Annotated in this window: 16 protein-coding genes; 6 read left to right on the top strand and 10 right to left on the bottom strand. The window is 50.1% G+C overall.

Going from position 1 to position 17,760, the window contains the following annotated elements; translation table 11 throughout:
* Nucleotides 1-152: 152 nt before the first annotated feature.
* Nucleotides 153-968: a LytR/AlgR family response regulator transcription factor gene (locus ACYVJM_RS01410; protein ID WP_461146423.1), complete on the top strand. Its 816-nt coding sequence runs from the start codon at nt 153-155 to the stop codon at nt 966-968.
* Nucleotides 969-972: 4 nt separating this feature from the next.
* Here ACYVJM_RS01410 and ACYVJM_RS01405 read toward each other — a convergent pair whose 3' ends face one another.
* From ACYVJM_RS01405 to ACYVJM_RS01395, 3 genes are all read right to left on the bottom strand, one after another.
* On the bottom strand, nt 973-2,004 hold the full coding sequence (locus ACYVJM_RS01405; RefSeq protein WP_461146422.1) for a sensor histidine kinase: 1,032 nt from the start codon (nt 2,002-2,004) through the stop codon (nt 973-975).
* Nucleotides 2,004-3,092 (bottom strand): sensor histidine kinase, encoded by a 1,089-nt coding sequence (locus ACYVJM_RS01400; protein ID WP_461146421.1) that lies wholly within the window; start codon nt 3,090-3,092, stop codon nt 2,004-2,006. Before ACYVJM_RS01400 ends, ACYVJM_RS01405 begins: the two co-directional genes overlap by 1 nt.
* A 265-nt stretch (nt 3,093-3,357) precedes the next feature.
* Nucleotides 3,358-4,836, bottom strand: a complete 1,479-nt coding sequence (locus ACYVJM_RS01395) for a PKD domain-containing protein (RefSeq protein ID WP_461146420.1) — start codon at nt 4,834-4,836, stop codon at nt 3,358-3,360.
* Between the two features lie 266 nt (nt 4,837-5,102).
* Between ACYVJM_RS01395 and ACYVJM_RS01390 the strand changes: the two genes are divergently transcribed.
* From ACYVJM_RS01390 to ACYVJM_RS01380, 3 genes are all read left to right on the top strand, one after another.
* Entirely contained in the window at nt 5,103-5,324 is a 222-nt protein-coding gene (locus tag ACYVJM_RS01390) for a hypothetical protein (RefSeq protein WP_461146419.1), read from the top strand.
* A gap of 26 nt (nt 5,325-5,350) precedes the next feature.
* On the top strand, nt 5,351-6,331 hold the full coding sequence (locus tag ACYVJM_RS01385) for a c-type cytochrome (RefSeq protein WP_461146418.1): 981 nt from the start codon (nt 5,351-5,353) through the stop codon (nt 6,329-6,331).
* Between the two features lie 93 nt (nt 6,332-6,424).
* Nucleotides 6,425-6,550 carry a hypothetical protein gene (locus tag ACYVJM_RS01380; protein ID WP_461146417.1) on the top strand — a complete coding sequence of 42 codons (126 nt, stop codon included), beginning with the start codon at nt 6,425-6,427 and terminating at the stop codon, nt 6,548-6,550.
* 116 nt (nt 6,551-6,666) lie between these two features.
* On the opposite strand, the gene ACYVJM_RS01375 is transcribed toward ACYVJM_RS01380, so the two are convergent.
* The 4 genes from ACYVJM_RS01375 to ACYVJM_RS01360 all read right to left on the bottom strand — a co-directional run bounded on the left by ACYVJM_RS01375 (nt 6,667) and on the right by ACYVJM_RS01360 (nt 10,507).
* Entirely contained in the window at nt 6,667-7,608 is a 942-nt protein-coding gene (locus ACYVJM_RS01375) for a porin family protein (RefSeq protein ID WP_461146416.1), read from the bottom strand.
* A gap of 327 nt (nt 7,609-7,935) precedes the next feature.
* A complete protein-coding gene (locus ACYVJM_RS01370; protein WP_461146415.1) occupies nt 7,936-8,964 on the bottom strand; it encodes a sensor histidine kinase in 1,029 nt (342 codons plus the stop codon).
* Nucleotides 8,965-9,218: 254 nt separating this feature from the next.
* Nucleotides 9,219-9,812, bottom strand: a complete 594-nt coding sequence (gene tpx / locus ACYVJM_RS01365; RefSeq protein ID WP_461146414.1) for a thiol peroxidase — start codon at nt 9,810-9,812, stop codon at nt 9,219-9,221.
* 131 nt (nt 9,813-9,943) lie between these two features.
* Entirely contained in the window at nt 9,944-10,507 is a 564-nt protein-coding gene (locus tag ACYVJM_RS01360; RefSeq protein WP_461146413.1) for a DJ-1/PfpI family protein, read from the bottom strand.
* 297 nt (nt 10,508-10,804) lie between these two features.
* Here ACYVJM_RS01360 and ACYVJM_RS01355 point away from each other — a divergent pair, with 297 nt between their 5' ends.
* Nucleotides 10,805-12,730: a glycoside hydrolase family 97 protein gene (locus ACYVJM_RS01355; protein ID WP_461146412.1), complete on the top strand. Its 1,926-nt coding sequence runs from the start codon at nt 10,805-10,807 to the stop codon at nt 12,728-12,730.
* Nucleotides 12,731-12,850: 120 nt separating this feature from the next.
* Here the strand turns inward: ACYVJM_RS01355 and ACYVJM_RS01350 are convergent, their stop codons facing one another.
* The 3 genes from ACYVJM_RS01350 to ACYVJM_RS01340 form a co-directional block, all read right to left on the bottom strand.
* Nucleotides 12,851-14,293, bottom strand: a complete 1,443-nt coding sequence (locus ACYVJM_RS01350; protein ID WP_461146411.1) for a family 43 glycosylhydrolase — start codon at nt 14,291-14,293, stop codon at nt 12,851-12,853.
* 67 nt (nt 14,294-14,360) lie between these two features.
* Nucleotides 14,361-15,119 carry an acetylxylan esterase gene (locus ACYVJM_RS01345; RefSeq protein WP_461146410.1) on the bottom strand — a complete coding sequence of 253 codons (759 nt, stop codon included), beginning with the start codon at nt 15,117-15,119 and terminating at the stop codon, nt 14,361-14,363.
* 115 nt (nt 15,120-15,234) lie between these two features.
* The gene (locus ACYVJM_RS01340; RefSeq protein ID WP_461146409.1) at nt 15,235-15,780 is read right to left on the bottom strand and encodes an RNA polymerase sigma factor; all 546 of its coding nucleotides are present in this window, start codon (nt 15,778-15,780) and stop codon (nt 15,235-15,237) included.
* 1,013 nt (nt 15,781-16,793) lie between these two features.
* Between ACYVJM_RS01340 and ACYVJM_RS01335 the strand changes: the two genes are divergently transcribed.
* Entirely contained in the window at nt 16,794-17,759 is a 966-nt protein-coding gene (locus ACYVJM_RS01335) for a glycosyltransferase (protein WP_461146408.1), read from the top strand.
* Nucleotide 17,760: the final 1 nt, after the last annotated feature.

The raw sequence follows: 17,760 nt of genomic DNA, 5'->3' as shown, positions 1-17,760 counted from the left end.
CATTTTCGTTAGCGGTAGCCTGTTGAGGAGATTGGTGCGAATACAACTGATCCGGTAATTTTTCCGGTCCAGCCGCCTTAAATGCTAGCTCAGCCGACAGGCATTGATTTTTGATCCTAGTCCTCGTTGATTTGAAAAAAAAAGCGCCTGCCATGAATGTCCTGATTATTGAAGATGAAGAGTTGGCCGTCCGCAAGCTCACAAAGCTCTTGCAGGATGTGGATAATAGTATTCAGATCGTTGGGACGGCAGCGAGTGTGCGGGCGTCTGTAGCGTGGCTAAATGCCAATGTACCTGGTCAACTCAACTCCCCCGACCTGATTATGATGGACATTGAGCTGGCCGACGGGCAGAGTTTCGAGATTTTTGAGCAAACGAACGTTGGTGCACCCGTTATTTTTACCACTTCTTACGACGAATACGCGCTAAAAGCCTTCAAGGTTAACAGCATCGATTATTTGCTAAAGCCCATCAAACGGCATGAGCTGGAAGCGAGTTTAGCTAAATACCGCCAGACACGAACCAACACCACTAACGGCGATACTCCTCCCGGTCCAGCCAACGGACTGGGACAGGTAAACATCGACGCGCTGGTACAACAGCTGCGGCAACAGGTGCAGCCGGTCGACTACCGCCGTCGGTTCCTGGTGAAGCACCTGCAACAGTGGGTGCCAATTGAGGTAAGCGAGATTGCCTATTTCTATTCCGAAGACGGCGTGAGTCTGTTCCGAACGCGAACAAACCAGAAGTTTTCACTCGATTATACGCTCGACGAGCTTGAAGCGATGCTCGACCCGGCGCAGTTCTTTCGGGCCAATCGGCAGTTTATCGTCGCCATCGACACGGTGCAGCAGATTCACCCGTATTTCAACAACAAACTTAAACTGACGCTCAGGCCCACCCCTGACGAGGAAGTACTTGTGAGTCGCGAACGAGCCACCGATTTCAAACGCTGGATGGGTAAATAACTCCTTAGGGCCGGATCAGCGGCAGCGTGACCGTGAAATACTTGTCGTCGTCATCGACACGAAGGGCACCTTCCCCCAACAGGCGGAATTGCGTGGCGATGTTGGCCAGCCCCACCTGATGGCTAAACACCCGCGTATTTTTTCGCTGGAGGTTGTTTTGTACCACCAGCAGGCCTTCACTACTTGTGCTGATGCTGATGCGGAGGGGCTGTTCGGGCAGGACGATATTGTGTTTGACGGCGTTCTCCAACAGCAACTGGAGCGTCAGTGGCGGCAAGAGATGGTGTATGAATTGCTCATCTATAGCCTGTTTCAGCTGAATGTTGGCTCCGTAGCGGGTCCGCAACAGGTGGAAATATGACTGTGCAAAAGCCAGTTCGTCGGCTAATGAGACCATAGGCATTTCGTTGGCACGAAGCAGATATCGGTACACGCTCGCCATTTCCTCCACAAATACTTCTGCCTGCACGGGGTCTTCCTCGATTAGAGACGACAGGGTGTTGAGGCTGTTGAACAGAAAGTGCGGGTTGATCTGACTTTTCAGACTTTCAAACTGGTTCTGCAGACTGGCCTTTTTCAATTCTTCCGTTTCACGCAGGGCACGCTCCCAGCGTTCAAATGCCCGGATGCCTTCGTAAAGCGCAATCACCAGCGTTACAGTCACAAACTCTGCCAGCAACGCCCAGAGTAGCCGACCGGGCGGCATAGGAAACCAATGGCCATCAATCCACTGGAAGAGTAAGAAAACCATGAAGATGACGGTAAATCCATCCACCAGGCACCCAGCTAACAAAACCAACGACCGGATAAGTGTCTGGTGAACATGCGGAAACAGCCGGTTCACGTATAGGCCCATGGCGTTGTTCAACTGCCACACGCCAAACGAGAGCAGGCCCAGCGTTGCTGTTGCCAGCACAAACACGTGCCAGTCGGTCCAATAGTACGAACCGAGCAGGATGCTGTTCATAGTGCCGATGAACACGGGTAAGACCAGCGCCTGCATCAACTCATCCTGATTGGAATAGCGCGTTTCCATTAAGCCGGTACGTTTGGGGCAGGTTCCTGAGAAAACACATCCTCTTTACGGATAAGCGGCAATCGAATGCAGAACTGCTGCCCGTCGTCTTCAATAACCGGGGCGGGAAGGTGCAACGATTCATAACGGGCAGCCAGCAACGTTAGGCCACCCTGGGGAGCCAGTACGGGGGCTTTTTTGCGTTGCAGGGTGTTGCCGACCAGTAGTATACTGCCGGGTTGCGTGGCAACGGTGAGCGTCAGCGGTCTTTCGGCTAGCAGGGTATTCAGTCGCAGAGCGTTTTCGAGTAACGTTTGCAGCGTGAGCGGGGGCAGCATCAGGTCGAGCCATTGATCGTCCACGTTGATGTTCCAGCACAGGGCCGGTCCAAACCGCACGTCGAGCAGGTAGCGGTAGGCATATAGAAAATTCATTTCCTCGGCCAGTGTCACGAGCGGGCGTTGACCAGCCTGCAACAGGTAGCGGTACACGCTGCTCAGTTCGTCCAGAAACATCCCTGCCCGCTCGCGGTCTTCGCTGATGAGTGCCGAGAGTGAGTTGAGCGCGTTGAACAGAAAATGCGGATTAACCTGATTTTTAAGGCTGTCGTACTGGCTCTGTAGCCCCGCCTTTTTCATTGCTTCCGACTCCTGAACAGTCTCGCGGTACTTCTGCAAATAGTAGGTTACCTCAAATACGGTCCCGATCAGCAGAACCCCGATAAACCAAATGCCGATCCATTTCAGGTAAGTTTCTATACCGACGGAATAAGCATTGGTGCGGGTCAATAGATTCGACAGGCCGATAAACATCGACTCCAGAATTGCCGTAATCACGAGATATCCTGCAAATGTCATTATCACCCGCCGGTCCGTTTGTTCAATAGAAGCATACCGCTGCCGGGTATACAGCAGCCATCGCATATCGGCCTCCCACAGCAACAGGGTGAAGGCAATACCCACCACCGTCCAGATCAGGTAGGATTTCCACTGGTACTGAAGTTCTTGCAGAAACAACAGATTGACACCCAGTATAAGCAGCGGAATACCAACCAGTCGAATCCATTTGTCGTTCGGGCGTATCAACGGATTAGCAGATTGAGTAAGCAAACGTGTTACAAACGTACCGGAAGTTAACAAGTTTCTCATAAGTGCACATACCGTAGCCGTCTCAAAAAAGTAACAATTTATCGACCGTAGTAAATCAGCATTTGGCTTGGCCCGTCGAATACCAGGGCTGAAACGGTACAAAGATGGGATGAAACGGTAACGTCCCCGGCAGCAAACTGGGCTACCGGGGACGTTACTACGTCAGTCTGCTAATGAATGGCGCTTGATCGTGGTGTTATGACCAAGAACCATTGGTACTGCCCCACTACTTTTCAATCAGCACGTTTACATCGGCGTTGCTGCTGAAGGTATTGGCCGTTGGCAGGTCGGCGTTGGCCGATGAGCCATAGCCAACATAAACACCATATCCTCCGCTGCCCATGATCCGTGATTTGGTGATAGATAGAGCGGATTTGGTTCCGTACACAGCCACGTTGGCTTTCTTGCCTGACACAATGGCAATACTACCGGCATTATTTACCTCCACGTTTTCCAGGACGTTCTTCGCACTGGGCGAATAGCAGATGAGACCCCGCCAGAAGCCCGCTGTGCGGTTGGCACCTGTGAAGATTACTTTTTCCGTATCGGTCCCTTTGGCAGTCAGATACGCTTCGCTGTTGATGCGAATGGTAACATCACGGTTCATCTCCATCGTTACGCCCGGTTCGAGCCGAAAACCCGAGCCAACCGTGAGGTCACCAGTGAGCCGGTAAGGCGTTTTGTCGGCGAAGCCCGCCCACACCGTTTCTCCGCTGCCCGTCAGGCCAGATGGAGTAACCTCCACCACATCGCGTCCGTTGCCACCTTTAAAGGTGGAGGCCGGGTCGAGTTTGGCTACGTTATTGGCGTCGAGCAGGATGCCGGCCTCCGTATTGCTGCTAAATGCATTTTGAGCAAACTCACGCAAAATACCTCCCTCATACACATAAAGGCCATAGCCGTCGTTTTGAGCAAACAGTGTGTTTTTGAGTGCCATCTGCGCCCGGCTCCCCCCCGACAGGTACAATGCAGCCTTGGTAACGCTGTAGATAGGGCGGCTGCCGGCGTTTTGCACCTCGACATACTCCATTAGGTTAGCATTGCTACCTGAATAGTGCGAAATGCCTACCCAGTACCCTTTCGTACGCTGCACGCCCACAAATTTTATTTTCTGTTCGGCGGTACCCCTGGCGATCAGCAAGCCGCCGTTGTCGTTCACGTTCATCCGCACATCCCGCTCAAAGGCGATAACCACACCGGGGTTGATGGTCAGTTCTGCCGTTACATCAATGCTTTTGGTAACGATATAGTCCGGCAGGTCGGGATTCAGAACACGGTCCAATAAGTTCGTTTTAACCGTGATGCTACTAGTAATCGCCAGCGGTTCGGCGGCAGATGCAGCGACCACGACGCGGTCGGTGGCCCTGCCGTTGGGGCTGCTCACGGTCAGTTCAATTTCATACTCGCCAACCTCATCGGCTTTGAATGTCGGCTTGAACGTGTTGGCATCGACCAGCGTGGCTGTGCTTTTGGCGGGCTTACGAACCATAGTCCAGGCATAGGTTAGCGGCTTGCTCTGGCTGTCGGACGACTTCGAGCCATCGAGCGTACTGATTTGACCTACCTGAATGGCTTGGTCAGGACCGGCATTGGCTATTACCGCCCCAACTGGAACAGGCTCAGTTTCGGTTTCTTTTTTGCATCCTGCCAGGAGCAGCAGGCAGGCAGTAACCAGCAACAGGGGTATTGTAGAAATCTTTTTCATGGGGGAAAGGGCCGCGCGCTGGCGGTGTGTGCGTGACTGTGTCATTGGATTTGTTGTTAAAAGAAGATGGCTTTTGTTGGGAACGTTTCGTTGTTCGACAGCCCAAAATTGGCACTGTTGCCCCAGCAGGCCATTTATCTTGCCGGTGAACCGCCATCACACTTGCATGAACCCGCGAAAACGGTCGTTGAAACGCCGTTCGTACGTCACCCGCAATCGGGTTGTCGGGGCATTGGCCTGAAGGGGCTTCACCGCAGTCATTCAAGGTGGCGCAAGACACACTGCGAACCTCAAAAGAATCCGTTTCACCCGCAGCTTTTGCCAGTTCATCCACATCGGGCTATGAGATCGAAGCGGTGGATGTAACCTTTACATCGCAGGCTCCAAGCGGTAACTTCCAACCAGCTGTTCCGAACGATTCGATTGCCAAAGCCGAACCGGCACGACAGCCGGTTGGTGATGCGGCTAGTAGCGGAGAGAATGAATGATCCATTTCCAAACAACAATCACTACAATGAAAAAAGTACTAAAAATCACCGGCCTAGTGCTGGGTACGTTATTGCTCTTAATTGCCGCTTTTGTTGGGTACGTTGCTGCCACCGGCGTACCTGCCTACGACCCGCCCAGCCTCCCGAAAATCACCGTTGAGGCAACGCCCGCCCGCGTGGCCCGGGGCGAAGTCATCGCCAGCATCCAATGCATGGAGTGCCACGGCGACAACGACAATCGCCTGACCGGCAAGCGAATGAAAGACGTGCCTGATCTTTTCGGCGCCATTTATTCGAAGAACATCACGCAGGATAAAGAGAAAGGCATCGGCAACTGGACCGACGGAGAACTGCTCTATTTTCTCCGAACGGGCATTCGAAAAAACGGCTCCTACGCGCCAGTCATGCCGCAGTATCCTAACCTGGCCGATGAAGATTTACTATCGGTAGTGGCCTATCTTAAATCGGATCGGTTCCCGGTGCAACCTTCGAAGAAAGAGCCCCCTGCAACCGAATTGTCGCTGTTCTCAAAACTTCTGACGCATACGGTGATGAAGCCGCTGCCTTATCCGCAGCACTTCATTGCCAAACCCGATTCGAACAACCTGGTTGCGCTGGGTAAATATACCGCCGACGCGTTTGGAGATTGCTACGTTTGCCACTCGGCCGATATGATAAAGCAGGATCATGTCAATACGCCCCTGACTGAAGGATATTACGGCGGTGGCATCGAATTGAAAGACGAACAGGGCAAGCCTATCCTGACGCCCAACCTGACGTTTGACGAGCAAACCGGCATTGCCCGCAAGTACACGAAGGAACAGTTTGTCCAAGCCGTGCGGATGGGCGTCCGGCCTGACGGCAGTGTCCTGCGCTATCCGATGCTTCCTAAACTGGCCTTGTCGGAGCGCGAGGTGGGTGCCATCTATGAGTACTTGAAAACGGTGTCGAAGCACAACAACAACATCGCCCAAAAAACTGCCGAACGGCAACTGGCCGACAAGTAATTACCGCTCGCAACTCTCCATTTACTCGAACCCACCCCGTTGTACAAGACGTGGGTGGGTTTATGGTACAGTATCCAATCACGATTGGGTATCATGGGAGCATTCGCCGGGGACTCCATTGAGCAGGCTATCGGTAAAGCGCGTCAGCCTGACGTTGCTCAGGTGCTGATACCGACACGTTCAACTGAATGCGTCGACAAATGCCTGCTCCAGGACTAATTCTTCACCGGTAAACCAGCAACGAGAGTTGAAGCTGGTAAACGGCAAAAGCCACCCCCGCATTCCGATTTGGAAATGCGGGGGTGGCTGTCAGGATTAAGCCTGTTGTTTGTTGTTTACCGGCCACCCAATGGGATCAGGTACGCTACCGAAAGTTTACCGTTCTGGATCGCGACGTCGGGCGTATTGGTCGTCAGATACGTGCCCCGTGCTTCGATGTTGAAACTCCCCGTCCCGACCTTTAGCGAAAGGCCCAGCCCCAGTGAACCGCCGAAGTTAAGCCGCCCGTCATTGGCACCTACCTCCATATCGGTTTCGCCCGATTCGCCATCTTCTTTGTAGGAGAGCTTGCCGCCCAGCAGATACGTTGCCGTTGGTCCGGCGTTGACGAAAAAGCGCGCAGAGCCTTGTCCAAAGCTGTATTTAAGCAGAACAGGCACTTCGATCGTGTTTGTTTTTAGCTGAAGATAATCTGAACCCGATGCGATTTTGAAGCCGTATTGTGAGTACATCACTTCCGGCTGAATTGTGAACGCACGTTTACCAATACTGAACACCATCCCTGCATGAAAGCCCGTTACCGGCTCAACGCTTGCATTACCAAAATCAGACACGTCGATGCTAGAGGCCGTTGATCCATTGGCTCCCAGTCGTAAGCCAACCCGAAAACGGCTTTGGTTGCTGCGTCCTGCTAAAGCCTGCTCACGCGACTCTGGTGCCGGTTTTGTTGTGCGAGCTGGTGCAACGGACTTGGTTGAGGCTGCAACGGCGGGCTGTTGAGTCGGGGCAGACGCGGGCACGGAAACGGGAGCCCCCGCCGACACCACGGGCTCCGCGGCTGGCTTGGATGGGGCGGATTGTGCCGCGGACGTTGCCTCGTCTTGTTTTGCCCGTTGTGGGCCGTTGGTTGAAGCGGGACGAGTACTCAGGCGGCTGGCCGACGAGCGGATAACGGGCTGATGGGCCGACGAGGCTGGTTTGCGGGTGGCCGATTTTGTTTGAGCCGACAGGCTAAAGGGCAAAACTGCCAGCGCTAGAAGTGGAAATAAATTTTTCATTAGCGGTTCGTGCCGAAAAGGCGATTTGTTGTTTACTGTTCGATGTCTGGTTTACGACAATTTGCTGCGTTAACCAGAACAAAGTTGGGAGTACCATTTTCGAAAGCCATCGGCGTTCCGCGTCAGTTGCCGGAAGCACGGACTGAACCGGAATAATAAGGATATGAACGGGAATTTATCTACACATCGAAAGCCGTTATCCCCCGGCCGATTGCTTGTTGATCCATAATTTGGGCAATTGACAGGCTATGTTGCGGGAACACAACAGCCGTCGAAAGAATCGGCCAAGTACCAAGGGCTACCACCCTGCAAGCCTAAACGTGACGTTCACACCAGCGGCAGAATGACCCGAAACTCGCGCCCGTCATCTTCGATCAGGGGCGCGGGCTGGCCCAGCATCTGGTACTTGCTCAGGATGTTGCTCAACCCCACACCGTTGCTCAACGCCCGGCTGGGTTTGCGCTGAAGGTTGTTGCACACGATCAGCCGGTGCTGCTCATCGGTTTTCAATGCGATGGTAAGCGGTTGTTCGGGCAGGATTATATTGTGCTTCACGGCATTTTCGATCAGCAGTTGCAGCGTAAGCGGGGGAATCTGGCGGGCCTCCGTACCCGGCAGAATTTGCCTCACCAGCGTGAGCGAATCGCCGTGTCGGGTCTTCAGGAGATGGTAATAGGAATCGACAAAGTCGAGTTCACTGGACAGCTGCACTAAGGGTGACTCGTTGGCGCGCAACAGGTAACGATACACCGAACTGAGTTCTTCGGCATAAGCCCCGGCTTGTCGGGGGTCTTCGTCGATGAGCGAAATGAGCGCGTTGAGGCTATTGAAGAGGAAATGAGGGTTGACTTGTTGACGAAGAGCATCGAGCTGGGCCTGTAGCTGGGCTTTGCTGAGCGTATCAATTTCCGTACGCGATTGCTGCCAGTACGAAAATGTATCCATGCCTTCGTAGGTGATCACCACGATCATCACGATAATCAGGGTATACAGCACGGCAAAACCCAGTCGGGCAAGATTGAACTCAAATCCGGGTAACGCGATGAGCCAGAAGAAACCGTATAGCAGGAGAGCATTGACTGTCGACGACATTCCCGTGGTTGCAAACCGAATCAGGGAGCGTCGGAAGAACCGTTTAGGATCGTTGTAAACCCGACTTATATACAAGGATATCTGATTATTAATTAACCAGTTAGCATAGGACTCAATAAACGTTATTCCCGTTGCCAACCCGAATGTAGCCCTGTTGTGCCAATACGCATCGCCGATCATGATGTAGTTGAGCAGACCGATATAAAGTGGTAAAACTATCAGTTGCAGTAGCCAATCATAGCGGGAATAATTCAGGGACTTCATGATGAGGATATATTAAGCTAAATCAACTCAAAACTATCGGATTTTACCTGATAGTCAAGTGGCACACCTCCGGATTAGCAGCACCCTGCAGTGTGTACAGAATACGTTGTCGCAAACCATCATAACGTCCTGCTTACGAGGTCTATTTGCTACCCCTGGACACAACAAAACAGGCAGACCACATGGCCTGCCTGTTTTGTTGTGTCACGGAGATAAAAGGTTAGGTCTTTATACCAAACTGCCTTGTCCGGCCCCTATTTAATGGCCGCTATGGCGGCAGCGTAATCAGGCTCTTGCCCTATTTCCGGCACCTGCTGTTCGTAGACGATTTTTCCTTCGGGATTCACGACGATCACCGCACGACTTAACAGACCTTTCATGGGACCGTCGGCAATTTGAACGCCGTAAGAATTGCCAAAATCAGTTCTGAAATCAGAAAGCATCACGACATTTTTAATTCCTTCCGCACCACAAAACGCTTTCTGGGCAAATGGCAAATCTTTGGAGATACAGAGCACAGTCGTGTTTTTTAGTCCAGCCGCATCCTCATTAAACTTCCGCACCGATTTGGAACAAACGCCTGTGTTCACACTTGGGAAGATATTCATGATCACATATTTGCCCTTGTAATCGGCCAGCGTTTTATCAGAAAGATCAACACCGGTCAATGTGAATTCTTTAACGGGTGTTCCCACTGCGGGTAGTTTACCAACGGTGTGAATTGTTTTACCGCCCAGCGTAACGGCCGTACCAGTCGTTTGCCCTAGCGAAAGAGTTGTAATGAATAGTCCTGCAAGGCCTAAAAAAAGGATTTTATAGGCGTAATGAGCGTTTTTGATACTGGTCATAAGCTGTATTGCCTTGATGATAATTTAACAAATGTGCAAAGGAAACAGGAATGAAAGTCAATCGTACCAACCGATAAAAAGGAAACGCCCGTTTTACACCAGACAGCGATCACGTATATTTCCCTTCACTTCTACACCCGTTCCAGTTCGTGGAGGCAGGCAAATACTTCCCGATAAAACTCCGGGTGCGATTGCCAGGTTTGCCCCGTAACTATGTTTCGGTCACGCACGGCTTGTTCGGTAGAATACGTTCCACCTCCCATCTCAATTTCTGTTCGTACATGTTCATAAGCCGTAAGCGTTCGGTTGTTGGCTAAGCCGGCAGTCACCAGAATCTGAATTCCATGACAGATGGCAAATACCCATTTCCCCTGCCGGTCAAATTCGCGGACGACCTCCAGCAGTTGGGCATGGTTACGCAGGTATTCGGGGGCGCGGCCGCCCAGTAATAAGATTGCATCGTAGTCATCTACGACTACTTCCTGAATGGTCAGGTCAGCGGCCAAGCAATAGCCGGGTCGCTCAATGTAGGTATCCCAACCCGGTTCAAAATCGTGCATAACCAGGTTAAGCCGCCGTTTGGCAGGGGCGGCAATCAGGGTTGAGTCGCCCTCTTCCTGAAAACGGTGAACGGCGTATAGGGTTTCGTAACTTTCGCCACCATCGCCGGTAACGATCAAAATTTTACGATTCATAGAAGGTAGACTTTTGAAGAATGGATGGAAATATAAGCATTATCACCACGATCTTTTCACTTGTATAAGTTTTAAAAGGAAGTAAATCTACACGGTCCTCAATCAAGCAGCCAACGCTTGTTTTTAGTCAGCCATAAACTCAATTGTTTAGCTGTACGGATGGACTGCCGGGTAGAAATAAAGCGTTCCGACGTCTTTATTTAAAACACGAAGCGAACAGATTCCTCTCTTTAGGGAGAACTGGTGCCTTCAGTTATAAACCGCCCCTGGTTGCCAAAAACAAACCGAATTTGCAGAATGAGAACTACGTTGATTTACAGAACCTTTACCCTTTTCGCCTTCGTACTTTTTCTTTTTAGTGGCTTTAAAGCAGCAAGCCAATCGATGGACCTGAGTTCGAAGGTTGGACCAAATAAAATTACACTGTCGTTGACTAAAAAAGGGGAATTGAAGTACCGGGTGACGCGCCAGAATAAAATTATTATTTCCGATTCTCCGCTTGGCCTTGACTGTGATGACCAGAATTTTACGACCGGACTCTCCGTCGTTAACGTTTCACCCATTAACGTAAGACGTGAGAAATACGATTTGAAAGTGGGGAACGTCAAATCGATAGATCATGCCTTTGAAACTAAGAGTATTACGTTTAAAAATAAGTCGGGAGCGCAGCTGATCATTGATTTAGTAACCGGAAAAGAGGGCGTTGCTTTCCGCTACCGGTTTCCGGATCAGGATAAAAAAATACGGGTGATCAATCGTGAGATTACCGGATTTCAGATCGAAAAAGAAGCCAAAGGCTGGTTACAGCCGTATAATAAAGCGGGTAAGGTTACCCCGGGCTACGAAGATTTTTACGTAAATATACACCCCGGCGACTCGATCAGTAATCCCCGTAACCCGTCTGTGGGGTGGTGTATGCCTGCTCTTTTTCAGGTAAATGGTAAGAAAAACTGGGTGTTGCTGGCTGAGTCGGGAACGGATGGGTCGTTTCCCGGTTGTCATTTGGCCCCCAACTCAGCGGGTGGATTGTACCAAATTGCGTTTGCTGAAAAAGATGAAAAATATAACCTTCCCCTGGGCAACGACAATCGTCCAACCTACAGCCTTCCCTGGACGATGCCCTGGCGGGTCATCATCATTGGTGATCAGGCCGGGGACATCCTGCTGTCCAGCCTGATTACAGATCTGGCACCTGCCTCTAAACTGGACGATACGTCCTGGATCGAACCGGGCAAAGCTACCTGGTCCTGGTGGTCACACCCCGAGGATCATTCGCCTGCAACGTATAACGCATTCACGGACCTGGCGGCCTCGTTCGGTTTCGGCTATACGCTGTTTGATGCTGGCTGGGAGAAAGCCAATGCCGAAGGGGGAATCATTGCCAAGGCGACTGCCAGCGGAATCAAACCCATGGTATGGGCCTATTCGGCTGCGTATTTCGATCCGGAAAAGAGAAGACAGAAATTTAAAGAATTGGCGGCCATGGGTGTCAAAGGGATTAAAATTGACTTCTGGTGCTCGGACCGGCAAGAGGTGATGGCCTGTTTTCAATCTCTTTTTGAGGATGCCGCGAAAGAGCATTTACTGGTCAATCTTCATGGCACGACCGTTCCCAGGGGCTGGCATCGGACCTGGCCCAATTTCATGACCGCCGAATCGGTTTTAGGAACAGAACATTATTTTTATGAAGCCAGGTATCCGGCCTTAGCTGCCGAGCAGAATACCGTAATACCCTTCACCAGAAATGTAGCCGGTCCTACGGATTACACCCCATTTGCCCTCACCATCCGGAAATATCCCCGCTTGAACACCGCAGTTCATGAACTGGCTACGGCGATGATCTATACGTCGGGAGTTATCAATTTTGCGGATTCAAAAGAGACGTTTGAATCACTTCCTGTATCGGTTCGACAGCTATTGAAAGACATGCCTGCCAGTTGGGACAAAACAGAAAGCATTGTGGCTGAGCCGGGGGAGCAGATCATCATTTCCCGTCAGAAAGACCGTCTTTCTTACATTGTGGGTATCAACGGGACGAATAAATCAATACCTGTCAGCCTAAATTTGTCCAAGTATGCAAAGGGCTTTTCAAAATTTAGAATCATTTCGGAAGGCGACGATCCATTAATGACGTTTAAAACAGAAACTCATCCGGTCACGTCTACCTGGCAATACGCATTATCGCCCAAAGGCGGTTTTATTATTCAGTTCACAAATGAGTAAGCCAAATTAAGTCAGCCCTGCAGCCCTTACGCTAAACGTGCATAAAAAAACTCGTTCTGTTCGTTGCCGTTAAGTTGGCAGCGAACAGAACGATAAAGTGAGTAAAACACTAGAAATTCGTTAGTGAGCTTTGAAATTCCATTTGGAATTATCGCTGTTAAAATCAAATTCGGCCAATGTCGGTGTGCTGTCACCAGAAGATACCAGCACCAACTTCTTTCCTGAATTGGGTACAACCTTGGGCATTATCCGGTAGGAACCATCCGTCAGTTGATCGATTCGCCATAACTGTTCGGGTGCGCCGGTAAATGACGGTACGGTTTGTACTTCGGCGTTCGCGGTTGCCACTAAGGCCCGCTCAGTTCCTGCCAATACAATTTTATAGTAAGGACCACCCAAATACCCCGTGGAATCAGGTGCATCGGTAATCGTCCATTTTTGATGGGGGCGGGCCATGTAATCGCCAATTCTAACATTAATTGTCCCGGTTGGCCAGTTTTTCATCACATCGGCTAACTGCTGAGCCGGAACGGGCTTTATTGGATCGGTATTGGGCTGACCAAATCCTCGTGGGCCAACGGCCATTCTGGTAAAATCAACGGCCAGCTCCAAGCCATAGCCTCTTCGTACAGATTCGATTTCATAGGTGCCTTCTTTAAATTTCTCGCCGGCAACAGGCCATCCATCTTTCCAAACCACCGGAAGTATGCCTAATACGCTCCGGCCACCCTGCTCTAAATCGGCTTCATAATGGAGCGACATTTTTTCAACGCCATTCTCCAGCACGATGTGTCCAAAATGCCCTGGTCCGATTAACCCTCCCCGGGTAGCCACCACCATCTTGCCTCCCCCTTCCAACATGCTTCTACCTACATTATCAAGGTAAGGGCCGGTTACTTTTCTGGATCGACCCACGACCACATTGTAAGTAGAGTTGGCTCCATCGCAGCAGCTGCCATGCGTGGCCAGCAGATAATACCAGCCGTCGCGGTAGACCGGCGTGCTGGCTTCACACACGATAGCTACATCGACGGGTTTATTCCCGGCCTTGAGCTTCCCGGTTTTGGGGTCCAGTTCGATCAGGCGGGTGAAGCCAAAATAAGTGCCGTAACTCAGCCAAAGGCGTCCGGTTGTCGGATCCAGCATGACACCTGGATCAATCGCGTCGTTCTCTTCATAGCCATCTGAGGTGGCCACGACTACCGGCTCTGAGTACTTAAAATCAGGGGATTTAGGGTCCAGTGTCTTGTTCCACATGGTCAGGATGGCCCCTTTGTGGCTGGGCGACCCCCCGGTTGCACCATAAATGACAAGGTAACGATCGCCAATTTTGATGACATCCGGGGCCGCTCCACCACCCGGTCTCACCCCGCCCCCATGCCAGGTCCATCCATCATCGGAAATTAATCCGCCACCACCCGTCCCGAATGTGTAATACTTGCCGTCGCATTCAGCGATGGTCGAGGGATCATGGATAAAAGGTCTTCCGACCTGTGCCACTACGCTTTGGGTGAATATCAGGGCGAACAGGGTGGTTAGGAAAGGTATTTTCAGGCTTCTCATGAAGTGAGTGGTTTTATGCATATAGACCTGTAAGGTCTCTACGGCCTTACAGGTCTTGTCAGGTTACTTACTCGTAACTAATACGGAGGTTTTTCACGGGCGATCCACTTTCATCCAAAAAACGAACGCAGAAATTTGCCATACCCGGTCCGTTTATGACAGCCCCACGGATAATGTTCCGTCCCTTTTTGAGCGTTAAACGGGCAGACGTTCCATTATCGGCAATCATGTCCCTGTCGCCAGAGAGCAGTAAGGCTTCCTGCCCATTCAGCCACCACATACTACCCGAATTACACCCGGCAGCCATCCGCACATTCTGGATTTCCTGGGGGCAGTCGATGACCGTAACAAGCCAGACAAGTATCCCGTATTTTGGCTTGTTGATGGCATAGGTAAAATGGTATAAGTTAACGTTAAAGGCCTTACTGTCCAACGCATACCATTTCAGTGACTGGTTTCCTACGTTTACCGTTTCGCCATTTCGGGGAACGACGGTGAAATCGCCTGAAAAATTATCGGTCGAAAACGTGGATCTAAGGTAGTTGTCGGTGAATATATTATTCCTGACAATATCTTTCTTTACCGGTTCCAGCACAAGCCAACGCTGAATAAAGCCCTTGTCGTCCGGTGCTTTTTTGGCAGCAGACGCCAGCGTGAAGTATCTGGAAAGGGTATGGGTCGTATCCCCTTTTATGGGTATAGGCGGAAGCGGTATTCGTTGACCCGGTCCCGGCCCCTGGGCAAAAGCGGTAAGGCCACCTAATTGGAACGCGGACAAAACGACAAGCTGTAGAATCGGCAAGAAGGATTTGCGTTTTCTGTTCATAGCAGATTGCTCTGGTAAAGATCAGTGTTTCTACAGTAAGCGTAGTTTAGGCAAACCTACTCTACAAAGTGTTGGTGGATTAACAAACGGGGCGAAACGCAGGTTTGCCCACCCCCTATTGATTGGCCACCAATTTATAATATTGGTACGCTTTCTGACGGGAACGTCTCAGGCGCATCTTAACCGCACTTTCCTGCAAACCCAGTTGGTTGGCAATCTGGTGGGTTTGCAGACCCTGCTGGTACTTCATCTGCAGGATACCCGCTTCTTTGGAAGAAAGCTGACCCAGCGCCTGATTGAGTAGCTGCAAACGTTCTTCCAGGGGCGTTTCGTCTTCACTATCCGCTAGCTGATGTGTCTCATGGTCTTCCAAACTCATCATCGGTAATCGCTTGGTGACCTTAAACTGGTCCATGCAATAGTTGAACGAGATCGAGTAGAGCCAGGTGGAAAAAGTAGATTTTCCTTCAAAACGGTCCAGCCGGTCGAAGGTGCGGATAAAAATATCATGGGTGTAATCCTGAGCTTTCTCCGTGTCTTTAGTCAGCGATAGACACCGTTTGTAGACTTTCTCTACATAGCGGTTGTAAAGTATTTCGAAGCAAACAGCGGGATTTGTTGTGAAATGCTGGCGGATTAATTCTTCGTCGTTGAGTTTCATCGTTTAGTAGCGAATGAGTTTATTTAAACAAAAGATTTTCGTTTTTGATGTAACGACACAAATTTGTTTCAACAACCTCATTAATGAGAACTCATTTCGATGAAGTGCCCGATTTACCCATTTTTCGGTTACTATTAAGTAATAAAGCTAACTGTAGTCCTGCCAATCCATTTCCATAGCTTCCGTCCCTTCCAGCGAAGTGATGCCCCTAAGCCAATCGATGATGTCGATCTTTTACAGGGCCAGTAACTACCCTCGATCAATATTATGTTCTACGCAACGCACATGACCTTTCAGGGGGCAATTGACCGCATTACTGTGGTCAATCGCTTGTACTAGTTCCTAAAGAATAAGCTTCCCCTGAATGAACCAGCGAGCCGGAGTTAGGTCATTTTAAACAGGACAATTACGGTCAAATCCCTTATCACGACAATTTGTTACATTTTTTGTTTCAGGTCGTATAGTTATCACGCACGTATCTTATTCTTCAATTTGACAAACAGCAAAGTAGTATCATATATTTAAAATAAACATTAAGGGCCATAGCATCATTTTTTTTGTTTATTAACAGTCATGACGCTTCATCGATGGATATACATCTTTACTTTGCAATAGGGTAAGCCTACACTGATCCACACCGACGTGTTCATTAGCTTATGATTACTCTCTCTTAACCCTTTTGTAGGCCTTACCTGCCCAGAAGCCTAACTTTTATTTCCTAACTCAGCCAACTCCACACCTGGCCACTTAGGGGTAAACCACACCTTCTTGAATACGGACGCTACCCGACCCGTCGATGTAGTACGTACCCTGTTCTATCCACTAATGCCGGCAACCTATGCCTGGCAACTCTTCGCGAGTATTCGTTGAACAGTTCTTTAGGGCAAGCCCTCAGGGATAGCTTGACTAACTGACAAATTTAAGAACCCGTCAGCGGCCATTAATGGCCTGCGTGTGGGTTGTGATTAACTTTTAAATACAACCTCAAACGAATTTTAACGACGTTATCTTCTATGAATGGCATTAGTGTTATCATCTGTTGTTATAACTCTTCGTCACAATTACCGCAAACAATTCGGCATTTAGCTGCGCAGACAATTCCCGCTTCGCTCCATTGTGAGATCATTCTGGTCAACAATGCTTCCACCGACAATACCGTGGAGGTGGCTCAGACAGAGTGGGCCAAGTACAGTTCGACCCGCTTAACGTTTAGAGTAGTCTATGAAAGTCAACCCGGATTGAGCTTTGCCCGGCAGAAGGGAATAGGTGAAGCCAAATACGATTATCTACTGTTCTGCGATGACGATAACTGGCTAAATCCCAATTATTTAAGCACTGGCTATTCGATTCTCGAAAATAACAGATCGATCGGCGGATTAGGGGGGTTGGGTATTGCTGAATATGGCGGCCCCAAACCAGAGTGGTTTGATCAATATGCCATGTATTATGCCGTTGGCAAGCAGGCACCCACGTCCGGTGACCTGTCCAGGTGCCGGGGTTGGGTGTACGGGGCCGGATGCTTTATCAGACGGGAGGCCTTAACCAGTCTGAGCAACTATGACTTCATCAGTTCTGACCGGAAAGGATCCAGCTTATCCTCCGGGGGAGACATTGAGCTGTGTTATTTTATACTCCTCAACGGGTATAAGATATGGTATGATGAACGATTAACTTTTGTCCATTATATCGATGCCAAACGGTTATCCTTTGACTATATTAAACGGATGTTACTGGCGCATGCGAAAGAAGCCTATCAGTTGGATGGGTTAGAATATAAGAGTAAGGCTAAGCAGGATTATAATTTATACGGTAGTAAGATTCAACGAATGTGGATCTTCCGGTTTCTGCTCGATAGCATCAACCTGAAAAAAGCCTTTTCGTACCAAGGCCTTTCGTTGGGTTTTCTTTCCAGACTATACATAACCCGATTAGCCGCGCTCCTGAAGCTCAACAACCGTTTTGATCAATCGTTTCAGTAGG

Source organism: Spirosoma pulveris (assembly GCF_054781875.1).
Note: the sequence above shows the minus strand (reverse complement) of the source record. Positions and strands in the feature narration are given on the sequence as shown.

What these genes read in the sequence shown, in the direction of transcription:
- ACYVJM_RS01360 (WP_461146413.1), bottom strand. Translation starts at nt 10,507, where the DNA reads ATGAATCGTAAAATTTTGATCGTTACCGGCGATGGTGGCGAAAGTTAC.
- ACYVJM_RS01335 (WP_461146408.1), top strand. Translation starts at nt 16,794, where the DNA reads ATGAATGGCATTAGTGTTATCATCTGTTGTTATAACTCTTCGTCACAA.
- ACYVJM_RS01355 (WP_461146412.1), top strand. Translation starts at nt 10,805, where the DNA reads ATGAGAACTACGTTGATTTACAGAACCTTTACCCTTTTCGCCTTCGTA.
- ACYVJM_RS01345 (WP_461146410.1), bottom strand. Translation starts at nt 15,119, where the DNA reads ATGAACAGAAAACGCAAATCCTTCTTGCCGATTCTACAGCTTGTCGTT.
- ACYVJM_RS01410 (WP_461146423.1), top strand. Translation starts at nt 153, where the DNA reads ATGAATGTCCTGATTATTGAAGATGAAGAGTTGGCCGTCCGCAAGCTC.
- ACYVJM_RS01380 (WP_461146417.1), top strand. Translation starts at nt 6,425, where the DNA reads ATGGGAGCATTCGCCGGGGACTCCATTGAGCAGGCTATCGGTAAAGCG.
- ACYVJM_RS01340 (WP_461146409.1), bottom strand. Translation starts at nt 15,780, where the DNA reads ATGAAACTCAACGACGAAGAATTAATCCGCCAGCATTTCACAACAAAT.
- ACYVJM_RS01370 (WP_461146415.1), bottom strand. Translation starts at nt 8,964, where the DNA reads ATGAAGTCCCTGAATTATTCCCGCTATGATTGGCTACTGCAACTGATA.
- ACYVJM_RS01385 (WP_461146418.1), top strand. Translation starts at nt 5,351, where the DNA reads ATGAAAAAAGTACTAAAAATCACCGGCCTAGTGCTGGGTACGTTATTG.
- ACYVJM_RS01375 (WP_461146416.1), bottom strand. Translation starts at nt 7,608, where the DNA reads ATGAAAAATTTATTTCCACTTCTAGCGCTGGCAGTTTTGCCCTTTAGC.
- ACYVJM_RS01350 (WP_461146411.1), bottom strand. Translation starts at nt 14,293, where the DNA reads ATGAGAAGCCTGAAAATACCTTTCCTAACCACCCTGTTCGCCCTGATA.
- ACYVJM_RS01395 (WP_461146420.1), bottom strand. Translation starts at nt 4,836, where the DNA reads ATGAAAAAGATTTCTACAATACCCCTGTTGCTGGTTACTGCCTGCCTG.
- ACYVJM_RS01405 (WP_461146422.1), bottom strand. Translation starts at nt 2,004, where the DNA reads ATGGAAACGCGCTATTCCAATCAGGATGAGTTGATGCAGGCGCTGGTC.
- tpx (WP_461146414.1), bottom strand. Translation starts at nt 9,812, where the DNA reads ATGACCAGTATCAAAAACGCTCATTACGCCTATAAAATCCTTTTTTTA.